A 12817-nucleotide genomic window follows, 5' to 3' on the forward strand; every position below is an offset into this window, starting at 1 on the left:
ATAAAAATGGTCAGGTGTCGTGAGCGGCTTCTGAAATATAAAAAGCCGCCTGTTATTCAATGTATGCAGTGGTCTGTTTATCTCAGTGGCAGATACAGCCTGATATCAGGCCGGTTCCGTCACCTCAACATTATTCCGACCCTGTCCAGCCGGGACGGTAAACTGGGCGACAAACCCCGCAATCAGACTGGCCTGCTCATCCCGAAACAGACCGTCAATGCCATCATCGTGCAGGGACTGGAAGGGGTGATCGTAAAGATCTGCCACGGTTATTTCTCCCCGGCGACAGATTTCCCGTTTCAGCAGATCCAGAAAACGCTGTTGTAATGAGTTCAGGTGGATATGGTGTGTCTGCACAAAGGCGGTGAATTTATCTTCAACCGCTCTGGCATCCAGCCCGACAATGGTTCTTAACAGCTGATCCACACCGACGGCTGAATCCGGAAAGAACTCTTTTAACAGCTTCAGGTCGATGCGGCTTTTACTTTCATGCACCAGAGCATTCAGGGTATCCAGCTCCTGTTCCGAAATCGCTTCTCCGGAGCGGATTTTCTGCAGTACCGGGGTGGTTTCAAACAGCGGTGTCAGTGTTTTCTCCACTTCCTGCCGGTAGATCTCATAATCCACCGTACGGATATTGGTTTTACGTTCTTCCTTGTAGACCGCCTGATTGTCTTCGATCACATCAATGATATTCACCGGCATCGGAGGGACTTTTGCCCCGGTATCCCTGAGGTGAATGACCGGACGCAGCGCCTGGCGGGTGTTTTCCAGTCTGGCCACACTCAGACCGTTCCAGTAATAATCGTCCTGTACCTGCTGAATAGCATCGGCTTTAGCGCGGACTTCATTCAGGTGCATGGAGAGCTGGCGTACCCGGGTGGTGATCTGCAGACGGCACTGTTCCAGTTCAGGGGCCTGTGTCAGGTGGGCAAACTGGGCGTTCACCAGTTCCAGATCCCACTTCATCGCTTCACCCTGACCGCGAATATCCCGCCATTGCATTAACGGTGCAATAATCTCCAGTAACTGCTGTCGGGTCTGAGGCGTAAACTGTTTCAGCACCTCCATCTGACTCAGCGCATGTTTGTACTGCCACTGATCTTTTACCGCGATGCTCTTATCATTCAGCTGATCGATATCGTCCTTAATCAGCAACAGGACCTGCTCAAACACATCCAGCTTACCCTGTTTCAGGGCTTCTTCTGCCAGCCGGACACGGCCTTCAAACAGTTTCTGGCCAACAGACTTACTCTGACGACCGTCATCTTCATCCGGGTCCTGTTCAAAGTATTCAAAATTATCCCAGTGATCGAAAATCAGGAACTTCTCTTTATGCTGATCCGGACCATAGAGGTTATCGCACAGACGGGTACCCCGACCGATCATCTGCCAGAACTTCACTTTGGAGCGAATCGGACGGGCCATCACCAGGTTCAGAATCTCAGGCACATCGATCCCGGTATCCAGCATATCCACCGAGACGGCTATGGTGATTTGCGCATCGGAGTTATCGGTTAGTTTGAAGTTATCGATCAGCTCCTCTGCGCGTTCATATCTGGAGTGAATCACCCGACAGAAGTTAACGCCCTGTTCCGGATACATTTCATCAAACAGGTCAGCCAATAGCTCAGCGTGCTGGATATTACGGGCAAAGATAATCGACTTACCCAGCGTCTGACCGTCACCCAGGCGCAGACCTTTCTCCATCAGATTACGCAGGATATGGCGGTTGGTATCTTTATTGAATACCGCTTTATCGATCTCAGCAGAGGAGAAATCCAGCTCATTAGGGTCGATACCCTGCTCTTCCAGCTGAGCCATCTGCTCATCACTCAGGCTTTTCTCATTAATGCCTTCACGCAGAAACTGAGTGGTATGACTGACCACTTTGAACGGTACCAGGTTACGATCTTCAATGGCCTGTTCCAGCGGGTAGTTCGCCGTGGGCATCTTATAATCACAACCGAACATATCACTGGTAGAACGGCTGATCATCTCAACCGGCGTCGCGGTTAATCCCAGCTGCAACGCATCAAAGTACTTAAACAGATCGCCATAGACGTTATAGATCGAACGGTGGGATTCATCGGCAATAATCAGATCAAAGTAGCCGGGATCAAACTCTTCCATAATCTTCATCATGCCAGGGTACGTGGCGATAAAGAGACGGGCGTTAGTCCGGTCGGCGGCTTTACTTTTTCCGACCACATAGAGTGGCTCTGACATAAAACTGTTATAGGCTGCTGCCGCCTGTTTACGCAGCTCCTTACGATCACACAGGAACAGGATGCGTTTGGTCCAGCCCGCTTCAATCATCCGCTTACTCAGGGCAATAGACACACGGGTTTTACCGGTGCCTGTTGCCTGTACCACCAGGGCTTTACGGTAGAACTTTTCAAAACGCTCACAGACACGGGTAATGGACTCAATCTGATAGGTACGACCGGCAATGGTATGATCGACAGGTGTTCTGCACAGTGCCTTGCGGGTGCGACGCTGACGAATCAGGTACTCCAGACTCTCTTTACTGTAAAAACTATACAGCCTGCGAGGTCTGTACCCCTGAGCATCATCCAGAATACGGATATCGTGCCCGTTGGTGTAAAAGATCACCGGACGCTGGCCATACTTTTTCTCTAACGCATCCGCATAAAGCACCGCCTGCTCACGACCGGTATTGATATTTTCCAGTGCCCGCTTAGCCTCAATCACCGCCAGTGGTTTGCCATCATCGCCCCAGAGCACATAGTCACAATAGCCGACTCCGGTCGGTGTGGGCTGTCCCTCTACCGGCTCTTCTAAAGTCACCTGATCGGTATTCTTTCCATCGACCAGATCAATATCCCAGCCCCGGGCATACAGCTCGGTATCGATCAGGCGACGGCGGGTCTGCGCTTCATTCAGGTCAATTCTGCTACGGGCTTTTTCACTGGCCTGACGGGCGACCGAAGTATCCACCTGATGTTTCAGGCGGGCATTTTCCGCCAGAGCCTTCTGCTCAGCGGCTTTGGCCTCTTCCAGCTCTTTTAATGCCTTCTCAAGCTGCCTGGTCTGAGTACTATCCGCCGTTTTCTTAACGACTTCAGGCAGAATAAAAGGACTGATATCGGACGTATCGCCCTTACCGGTGGTCAGTAACAGCCAGCACCCCAGATGATGGGCCTCCTGCAACAGCCACGGACTATCCCCTTTATTGAAGCGTCCTTCATGAGCGGCCCGGTTTCCGGCCCTGCGGATTGCATGCAGCTTATCCAGCACACCAGAGGATGCGATATCGCAAAAATACTGGTTATTCAGGCGATCCAGAAACTTATCATTCGCCAGAGTGGGCAGCTGAAAAAGGCGATAGACTTCGCCGGTCAGTTTTTCGGCATAGCAACGCAGCTTGACCAGTGCACTTTGCGGGTCGCTGTGCACATACTGTTCTGCATAAGCACACAGACTGGCCAGATCCGGCCAGTGAGGCCTCAGGTATTCAAAATTCTGTGAAATCATAAATTCTATTCTGCTCATAACAGTCTTACAGCGAAGACTGTGCCATCCTTTCAATGCTCTGCGGATTGAGGAAGCTCAATGCCGTATTTATCCATCCTGTTGCTCAGAGTCTGATAGTGATTCATTCCCAGCAACCGGGCGGCATCCGTTTTGTTGTAGCGGGTATGTTCTAACGCCTTCAGGATATAATGACGTTCTACCTCAGCAACAACCTCTTTAATATCAATGCCCTGAGAGACATCCCTGTTAAGAATAGAGTGTTCTTCAGCAGGTCTCTGAAACACCGCCTGCTTCATATCATCGGCTGAAATCATATCCTGCTGGCTCCACAGTGCTGCCCGCATCAGTGTTGAACGCAGCTCCCGGATATTACCGGGCCAGCTATGGCTGAGAATAATATTCTTTGCTTCAGCAGAAATTTTTTTATTATGCAGATAATCATCCTGCCGGGCCATCGATATCAGTAATGTATCGGCTAATAACATCAGGTCTCCCTGACGACTGCGTAAGGGGGGCAGGTGCAGTACACCGACAGCAATACGGTAAAACAGATCTTCCCGGAAGCGACCATCAGCCACATCCTGCATCAGGTTGCGGTGAGTGGCTGTGATCAGGCGAATACTGGTCTGTTGCTCAGCCACACCGCCTAACGGGGTAAATCTCTGATCCTGTAACACACGTAACAGACGCACCTGAACAGCCGGTTCCAGTTCGCCGAATTCGTCCAGAAACAGGGTACCGCCATCGGCCTGAGCAAAGACTCCGGGCTTATCCGATGTGGCTCCGGTAAAGGCCCCCTTTTTATGGCCAAACAATATGGAATCAATCAGTTCAGCAGGAAAAGCCCCGCAGTTAACCGCAACAAAAGGCCGGTCTCTCCGATCACTGGCATTATGAATTGCCCGGGCAAACAGCTCTTTTCCGGTACCCGTTTCACCATAGATCAGGACAGGGACTTCACGCTCTGCCAGAATCTGAGCCTGCTGTTTCAGCATCAGCATCTGAGGATTACGGGTGATAATATCTGCCAGAGCCGCATTTTCCGGAGCATCAGCCAGTGCCAGCTGACGGAGCTGACGGGAGGACAGTTTATCGGCCGGAGGAATATACTCAGCGGCAATATCAAAGGGCACATCAACCTGCTGAACGCCCTGCTCCCGTGAAGCCTGATAGAAGAGAGCCGGAAAACGGGTTTTACCCAGCAGTACCCAGACAGCCTGCATCGCGGGTGTCCCCGGGCTTAACAGCAGCGCCAGATTTTCGTCTGGCTGAAGCACCTGCTGCAGGTGATACTCTGCAGCCCGGTAAATGTCACCATAATGAATCGGTGAAGACAACGAGACCGGAAACGCCTGTAAGACCAGATCCGGGTAGCGTACTTTAACCCGGTCCAGATAGGGTTGTACCGCCTCTTCAGGGTAGTTGTACAACAAAACTGTCCTGTCCGGTTTCACCTGATCCAGGGTATCAATGACGGGGCCTGATGAATCCCCCTGAAGCCCTTTCAGATCATGCGCTCCAATCCAGCTGACGAGCAGGGTACGCTGATGTTTCCCCATGCCTGATACTCCTTTCTGTCCTGAACCATCACCGGTTTATAGCATGACCCTGACCTTCTGAGCATTGACCTGATAGCCCGCAGTATCAATAAACAGTCAGGCTGCTGATATGATGGTACCCGCTTTATGAAACGGCTATTCGACTATTGTATCCCGATAAATCACTTACGGAACAAGGAGTTAATCTATTAGACTAAAATGAATGACCTGATGATAGGGAGGCCGCATTCTGTTAAACAGGGTATCTGGTAACACCAATGCGAGTGCAACGGATGACATCCTCTCCTTTCAATCTATTCCGCCTGTGTAATAAGGACCCTGAGTGTCGAATCATCTTAAAGGCTATACCAGTTTTCAGAAGCGCGTTATCAAGGGGCTGGCAGAGCTGATTGAAGAGCGCCCGTTCTCCTATAAGAAAACCAGCAACAATCATATAGAAATCAAAATCAAGGACATTGACCGGGTGTTTTACAGCAGTGGAACCCCCTCCGATCACCGCAGTTATGACAACTTTTTATCGGATGTCCGAAGTACCCTAAGACAGCAGGGAGAGCCAGAACCTGTCCTCCTTCTCTCAGGAAAAGACAGATCAGAGACAGACAAAGACAGTATCGATGACCGTCGTCAGGCCAGCCTGAATAAAATAACCCGGACAATCATTAAACGTATCCGAATGAGCATCGAAAAGATCCAGCAGGATGAGTGGAAAGCCGTTCTGACAGAGGATGATGCCCACGACAACATTCTCCGGACGTTCCGTGACAACCTGGTTGAAAGAGAAATACAGCTGGCGATGAAGTTAAAAAAAGAAAAGGACTATTTTCCGACAGCGATGATTAAGCAGACCCGAAGCACGATCGGGGATCACCTGGACTTTATGCTCCCCACACCGGCTTACTATCATGATCTGCTGAAAAAGAAGCTGGTTCCGGCCTTTGGTGACAAAGCCGATCCGGAAGAAAAAGATGACGTCTCTTCAGATCAGCCAGACAATCCGGAGAAATGCACTTCACCTCAGGTAACGGTTCAGCCAGAAGACCGGGATCAGGGGATGAATCTGCGGCAACTGGCCAGAGCGAAACGCAATAAACGCCTTTCTGAAATCAAACAGTTGTCAAAAAGCGAAATCAGCTCACTGATCAAAGACTTCCAGAACGCTCTGGAACAGAAGCATGAAGAGGATATTCAGGATCTGGTTGCTCAGATCAGAGAGAAGGGGATTACCCTGGCAGAGATTCGGGAGCGATTAGAGTGATCATTGTCGAGGTGTAGCTTTAAAGATACAATATCAACCATGAATGAAATCACACACTACCTGACAGCGGATGGACATGATCCTTTTCAGGCATGGCTTGAGAAGGTAAAGAGAAAGGATTTACCGGCGTCTATGCGTGTATTAACCCGGATTAACAGACTGGCTGCAGGCAATGCCGGGGATGTTAAATCAGTGGGAGAAGGTGTGTTCGAACTACGTATCACCTATGGGCCAGGCTATCGGGTTTATTATGCCTGTATTGAGAATAAACTCGTCATGCTGCTGGCAGGTGGTACAAAACAGCGACAGTCTGCTGATATTGAACAAGCCAAAGCATTTCTAGCAGATTATCGTAAGAGGGTTGAAAGATGAGAAGCCATGATGATGCCGTTATCGACATGCTAAAGAATGACCCCAATATGGCTGGGGAGTACCTCCGGGCTGCTTTTGATGAGATGGATGAGGAAGGTGGTGAAGCCGCTTTTCTGATGGCTCTACGTCATGTAGTTCAGGCTCAAGGCGGCATGTCTGAGATCGCAAAGAAAGCCAATATCTCACGGGAAAGCCTTTATCGGGCCTTAAGCCCTGAGGGCAATCCTAAGCTACGTACTTTGACAGCGGTTATGAAAGCGTCGGGCATTCAGTTCCATCAGATCACAGGCAACACCGCCTGAAGCCAAAAAAAATCGTCTGGCCGAAGGCACAGACGATGATTGGTCATACCACGTCAGTGAGTGGCACTGATCCGTTCAGTCAGCTTCTGTTTCAGTGACGGATTAGCAGAGTCAGCTGCCGCAGGAGCTGATACAGCGGTCACCTCCGGTGTACTGTCTTCCGGACAGAACTCTGTCAGTAAGGCCGGAATATCCTCCTCCGTCTCCTCAAACCAGGCATTGGCAAAGCCCAGACGCGCCGCCTGATCCAGTGCGACCTGATCAAAGCCCACTTCCTGACGGGATTCATGGCGGACCCTGGCTTGGAGGATCGCATCCTCCAGACTGACTCCATCAGGCAACGTCAGATCCACGTAGAAAATCGGCGTCCGGTAACTCTGCGTCGTACTCTTGCCCCGTAACCTCAGTACCAGATTCATACAGGACAACAGATCCCCGGATACCGCCTGCAAGTAACGCAAACGGGCCGCCAGCGTCCGGATGCTGTTATAGCCCGTAGTCCGGAAGATAAAGCTGCCCAGATCATCGGAGTCCTGTTCCGTATTCACTGAGACATTCAACCGACCATAGACCTTACACAGTCCACCTTTGCCAAACTCACACAGAGAAGGCCCTGGACAAGGTAACGTCTTTAATCCCTCCTGACTCATACGGCGACATTCCTGGCCATCCCCGGTGCAAACCGGACGGGCCGTCTGTCGATCAAATAATGTATATTCCGCCCGCAGGGACAGATCCGGATCGTTGAACAACACCCTTACCGGAATCGCCCGTAACTTCTGGTCCGGTTGCGCTTGTCGCAACACCTGATCCAGCGGATGAACCACCCAGCCTTCCCGGGTCTGCACCTGACTGGTTAACGTGAACTGATCATCCTTTTTCGGTAACCGTTTCCCCTGAGCATTTTCAATCAGATGACCGATACTGATTCGACCTAAGACAGGTGGGGTAATGGCAAAACCTTTAATCATAATCCAACTCCCGGGCACACCTCAGCCTATGGCCAGAGTGCACCCTGATAATCAATGAAATGAATAAATCAAACGAAGAGGCTGCAGCTCGCAGCCCTGATGAGACAAAGCGAGAGAGGGCAGAGGTTAAACCCGAACCAGAAAGCGCCGACTCCCGGCTTTCTTCAACGGATACTGAGCCAGCAGATCCGGCTGATCGTTTAACAACGCTTTAGTATTCAACGTCACCTGATCCTGACTGCGCTTAAAACTGATTTTACCCTGAGCCAAGATCGCCTCACTGGCCTCGGCCATTGCCTGCTGCAGCCGGTGCTTTAAGGCGGTTTCCTCTGTCTTCAGCTGATCTAACCGGCCACGCACCTGCAGGAGCTGATCAAAGGTCTGGTTCATTTCAACGTCCTCAGACCAGTCCACCCGTTCACCACTGTCACCGGGATAGAGCTGATTGAGCGCAAAACGCGCAGATTCTGATGCATCCGCTTCAGGCGGGGTGTCCGAGATCACCTGTTGCCAGAACTGATGTTCCAGTGCGATCAGCTGAGCAATCAGCTCATCGTCCCGTTCCACCCGATAGACCCGGAACTCCTGACCACAAATCAGCACACCCACATCAGCGGCCTGTTTACCGGTCACTGCCAGCTGATGCTGTACCTGACAATGCACGTAATCCGGAGGACCGGACTTCCAGTGTTTCGCCCCATACTCACCAGCGGTTTTACACTCCAGGATCTGCACCTCATCACTGGCCACCACGGAGTAATCCAGATTGGCCAGCATCCAGGGATAGTCCGGATGCTGCAGAATGGCATTCACCCGGCGTACCTTACGCCCCGTTAACCGGGTGTAGTGCTGAGCGACTACCGGTTCCAGCACCTGTCCCCAGTACATCGGGGAGCGCATCTGATCAATAGGCGCTTCCGGTGTTGGCTCAATCCGGCCAGTTTTCAGCATCCAGAGCTCTAACTGAGACTGGAACGGATTTAACCCTGCTGCTGTAGCTGACTCACTGGCTCCGATGCCCTCATTACGGGCCTGTAACCACTGATCATGGTCCATCGCCTTTGTCGGTACTTTACGAATGGCCGCACGACCGGCAGGGGAGACCACATGATCCGGTTGAATCGTATTAAGAGAAGAGTTCATACAACATACCTCGCACAAACGACATAAGCCCTGGGACAGAACCCCGGGGCTTATGTGTATTAACATCAGGAAGAAAAGAAGAGAGAAACAACAGATTGCTATGAGAGAACAGACTCAGACCCGATCCATCAGCTGGTGAAAGGCCTTATCCTTTAACTGAGCCCCGGCTCCGAACCAGGCCGAGTCCAGCCGGTGATCCGTACTGCGGGCCCGACGTTCATGGTCCACATACTCCGTCACCGCATTGAGCAGTCCAAATGCCGTCCCTTTAGATGACGGCAGATCAGCTCCACGACCCGAGCCCATAAACAGCGACAGAGTGCGATCAATGGCCTTACGGTTCGACTTCTGAGGATCAGGGGCTCCGGGTGTCACTAACAACTGTTGCACAATCGACTCCGCTTCCTTAAGACGAACAGGCCGTTCAGACAGCGCCTTAAGCTCCGACATAAAGTTCGACCAGACGGATACCGAGATGCCCAGCTGTTGCTTCACGGCATCAGCATCAAAGCGGGTGTTATGACGCACCCGGACACAAGGGGCTGAAGACCGCTGACCTTCCCGCAAGGACACCGCCAGCGTGTTGTTGCACACCACACGAACACTGGTGAACTGAGCGGTGGTGGCCATGGAGCCATCGCAGGCGGTGGCTAACAACAGATAACCCTGAATACGGTCCTGGCCGGTTAACTCGCCGTATTGATCGGTCCGTGCCAGCGCCCAGAGCTTACGACCGCCTTTCAGCACACCAGCGGTCTCCAACTGAAAACCCGAGTGTTCGGTCAGATCCCGATAGAACTCCAGAACTTCAGCTGGCTGAACGACCTGATAGCGATGACCGACCACAGACAACGGGGCCTGAGTATCGGAACGATAGAGCACCTTATGATCGGCATACTCCAGCAGATCACCGGACATCAGACCTTCAGACTGAGTCAGAAAGTGCACGGGAGAGGACTCGATCGACCAATCCATACCGGCTTGTTGACGCCAGACATCGACAGACTGGCCAGGAGATAAAGCATGACCTAAACCGTGCCAAGGAGTAGCACCGACATACGCCATAGATTCCACTGAATGAGACATAAACAACCTCCGAGATACCCTGGAATAGGGCAGAAATGGACACTGGAGAGGGATTTCTCCAGGTGATTCAAGGGAGTGATATATGTGTCAAAAAATCTGGAATACGGTTATTTTCAAAAACAAAGCATTTAAAAAGTAATAGATGCTCTATTCATGCTCTGTAATTAATTTTTGGGCAGGTTTTCGCCAAATAAAGCACTATCTATTATCCAAAATGATATCTATGCAGCATTATCCAATTTAAAAATCATATAAATAAAACAAAAAGTGCTTTTTTAATGTAATTCTCAGTGCATAAAGTGCTCTTTTTTAGTATAAATAAAAGCATCTTAGGGGGATTCATCCGTTCCCCACCTTAATTCAATGGAGAAACCCCATGCAGAAACCTGTCCTCGCCGCTGGTGATATCGGAAATTCACAATCTAAATTTGCTTATTGGAAAAACGGCGAGATTCAGTGTTTCTCTTTTAAAAGCCGTGTGAAATCAGGGGCTCCCGGACTGTCTATGCTGGGAGGAAAAACAGAGAAGTCGACGGTCTTTAAACTCTCAGGTGAAGTTCTGAGTGTGTTAGAGAACGCGACCGATCCTCTGAATATTGTGAAAGAGGGACCCGACTCACTGGCGGTTAAAGCGTTAGCGTTAGCCGGTCTGAATCAGATGGGGTTATCGGGGAGAGAGGTTAACCTGGCCACCAACTTACCTTTGGGTCACTACGTTATCCGGGATCAGCATGGCCTTACGGCGTTCAACGACGCGCTGATGGATAAAAAAATGGATGCGTTGAGGTTTAAAGAGTCAGATACCTGCTTATCCGGCTCTGAAGTGGCCCGTATTCAACGAGGCGTGGTGTTTGCAGAGGGGTTTGCGGCTTACGTCGATTCGGTGGTGTCCGAGCAGGGAGACGTCTCTGAGCCGACTGAGAAGAAGCGTGGGGTGCTGGATATCGGTGGCGGTACGACAGAGATAGGTATTTTTGGTCGTGAATTTGAGATGGATGATAATTTCATCACCTTGTCTGTGGGAACTCAGGATATTTTAAAAGGTCTCGAAAAACGCATTTTAGCGCGTTGGCCAGACTTTGAAAAAATCGAACTTGTCGTATTGGATCGCTGCATGGAAACCCAGACGTTTATCGACCTGGCGGGCCAGTCGCATGATATGAGTGAGGATATTGCAACCTGCAAACGTGAAGTGGCGCGTAAGATCATTCAGGAAGCGAAGGATCGACTGAAAGGCAATATTGATTACCTGGATCAGATCCTATTAGTGGGTGGTGGTGGTCAAATGCTCAGCGAGTATTTTTCAGAATGGCAGCTTATTACTGTGCCACAAGACCCTGAATTTGCGAATGCCCGGGGTTTATTAAAGCTCATTACCTTCTTATCCGGCCTTGATGAATCAGAAGTTGAGCGAGAAATCCCTCACGTTGAGCCATTGGCTGAGGTGGAATAATGTCTGAAACAACCGAAAGTATGGTGTATGCCAATACGCCTCTGAACCCTAAGGATGAAGAGCATAAGAGAATTATTGCCTGGCGGGATACCGGTGGGAGTAAAAATAAGTCCGATACCATGCGAAAGCTCGCCACGGGTGGTGGCATCTTGCAGGACGCTGGTTTACTGGATCTTGTGGTGTCACTGGAAAAAATGCCCGGCATTGACGCCAAGAAGGCCCTTCAAATGGCCTTAGCAAGTCTGATGGAGATTCCCGTATCCTCTATGGAAGCGCCTGAACCCCCGGTTGAGGTTGAAGAAAAAAGGACGACAGAAACAGAGCGTAAAACACGGCCCATGGTTGGCAAAGTGAGGTAATTGATGAGTGTGCGAAGATACATTTCAGGCCTTTAAACATCAGGGGTTCAGAGATCTTACGATCTTTTAGAAGGATTACAGGGTGTCCACGGAAGGGCATGATCCAGATTTTAGAAAGATCTTAGAAAACAGGGAAAAAGGTCGGGCCAGCGGTAATAAATATTCCATATTGGAACGAATGCTGTTAAATTTTGTCTCGCAGAAACGAAAAAACCCCGGAGTTGGCGCTCCAGGGTTTTTAAGATCTTTAAGTAACTGCGCGAAGGGTAAATTCACGGATATACTCAAGAAAGTTCGTTCCTTAAGTATATCCGCACTTTTATCCCATATCAACACGCGTATTCCTTATTTGATCACTCTGCCTGTATGAGCTTGTACGTCCGTTGTCTGAGTCGCGTCAGACTGTCTCGCTCGGTTCATACAGTATCAGGGAGAAGAGAGGGAGCGCTCCTGGTCGTGTGATGCCACCTGCAATTTTTACTGTTACTGAGCCACTGCGTGTTTTTAAGAGTTCGCGCGATATAAACCAAAACGGCGGAAGGTAACAGATCTTAGAGGGCTTGTAGGTGGGGCTAAGGCGACCGCACCCTGGATCATTCCAGGGCAGAGTTTAGCCGCTGTATATGCCGAATGGCGCAGTCATAAATACTGAAGCCACACTGTTTTAAGGTGTGGGGGAGGTAGGGTGATGACTGCGCCAGCCAGAGGGCTGGCATCCTTGCGGATGCCGTTTTTGTGCCAAAAAAGAGATTCAGAAAATAGATAGCTCTTAAGCTGATGCTGCTGGCAGCGAGAATACCGGCATCACTGTGTTATCCG

Annotated in this window: 10 protein-coding genes; 5 read left to right on the forward strand and 5 right to left on the reverse strand. The window is 50.4% G+C overall.

Features of this window, described 5'->3' with window-relative positions:
• Positions 1 to 105: 105 nt before the first annotated feature.
• Together H4O21_RS18690 and H4O21_RS18695 are read right to left on the reverse strand one after the other, a co-directional pair.
• Entirely contained in the window at positions 106 to 3498 is a 3393-nt protein-coding gene (locus H4O21_RS18690) for a DEAD/DEAH box helicase family protein (RefSeq protein ID WP_220495738.1), read from the reverse strand.
• Positions 3499 to 3548: 50 nt separating this feature from the next.
• Complete coding sequence (locus tag H4O21_RS18695) at positions 3549 to 5057, reverse strand: sigma-54 interaction domain-containing protein (RefSeq protein WP_182810412.1); 1509 nt, start codon at positions 5055 to 5057, stop codon at positions 3549 to 3551.
• 322 nt (positions 5058 to 5379) lie between these two features.
• On the opposite strand from H4O21_RS18695, the gene H4O21_RS18700 reads away from it, so the two are divergent.
• Genes H4O21_RS18700 through H4O21_RS18710 form a run of 3 tightly spaced genes read left to right on the forward strand, consistent with a single transcriptional unit; the run spans position 5380 to position 6986 of the window.
• Positions 5380 to 6312: a hypothetical protein gene (locus tag H4O21_RS18700; RefSeq protein ID WP_182810413.1), complete on the forward strand. Its 933-nt coding sequence runs from the start codon at positions 5380 to 5382 to the stop codon at positions 6310 to 6312.
• A gap of 39 nt (positions 6313 to 6351) precedes the next feature.
• Entirely contained in the window at positions 6352 to 6684 is a 333-nt protein-coding gene (locus tag H4O21_RS18705; RefSeq protein WP_182810414.1) for a type II toxin-antitoxin system RelE/ParE family toxin, read from the forward strand.
• Positions 6681 to 6986 carry an addiction module antidote protein gene (locus H4O21_RS18710; RefSeq protein WP_182810415.1) on the forward strand — a complete coding sequence of 102 codons (306 nt, stop codon included), beginning with the start codon at positions 6681 to 6683 and terminating at the stop codon, positions 6984 to 6986. Before H4O21_RS18705 ends, H4O21_RS18710 begins: the two co-directional genes overlap by 4 nt.
• 53 nt (positions 6987 to 7039) lie before the next feature.
• On the opposite strand, the gene H4O21_RS18715 is transcribed toward H4O21_RS18710, so the two are convergent.
• The 3 genes from H4O21_RS18715 to H4O21_RS18725 form a co-directional block, all read right to left on the reverse strand.
• Positions 7040 to 7957, reverse strand: a complete 918-nt coding sequence (locus H4O21_RS18715; protein WP_182810416.1) for a recombination directionality factor — start codon at positions 7955 to 7957, stop codon at positions 7040 to 7042.
• Positions 7958 to 8083: 126 nt separating this feature from the next.
• Complete coding sequence (locus H4O21_RS18720) at positions 8084 to 9100, reverse strand: YqaJ viral recombinase family nuclease (RefSeq protein ID WP_220495739.1); 1017 nt, start codon at positions 9098 to 9100, stop codon at positions 8084 to 8086.
• 114 nt (positions 9101 to 9214) lie between these two features.
• On the reverse strand, positions 9215 to 10186 hold the full coding sequence (locus tag H4O21_RS18725) for a DUF932 domain-containing protein (RefSeq protein ID WP_182810417.1): 972 nt from the start codon (positions 10184 to 10186) through the stop codon (positions 9215 to 9217).
• Positions 10187 to 10562: 376 nt separating this feature from the next.
• Here H4O21_RS18725 and H4O21_RS18730 point away from each other — a divergent pair, with 376 nt between their 5' ends.
• Both H4O21_RS18730 and H4O21_RS18735 read left to right on the forward strand, forming a co-directional pair.
• Positions 10563 to 11639 carry a ParM/StbA family protein gene (locus H4O21_RS18730; RefSeq protein WP_182810418.1) on the forward strand — a complete coding sequence of 359 codons (1077 nt, stop codon included), beginning with the start codon at positions 10563 to 10565 and terminating at the stop codon, positions 11637 to 11639.
• On the forward strand, positions 11639 to 11998 hold the full coding sequence (locus tag H4O21_RS18735; RefSeq protein WP_182810419.1) for a hypothetical protein: 360 nt from the start codon (positions 11639 to 11641) through the stop codon (positions 11996 to 11998). Before H4O21_RS18730 ends, H4O21_RS18735 begins: the two co-directional genes overlap by 1 nt.
• The last annotated feature ends 819 nt before the right edge of the window (positions 11999 to 12817 follow it).

This window comes from Oceanospirillum sediminis, assembly GCF_014164585.1.
In the GTDB taxonomy this organism is placed as follows: Bacteria; Pseudomonadota; Gammaproteobacteria; order Pseudomonadales; family Halomonadaceae; genus Oceanospirillum; species Oceanospirillum sediminis.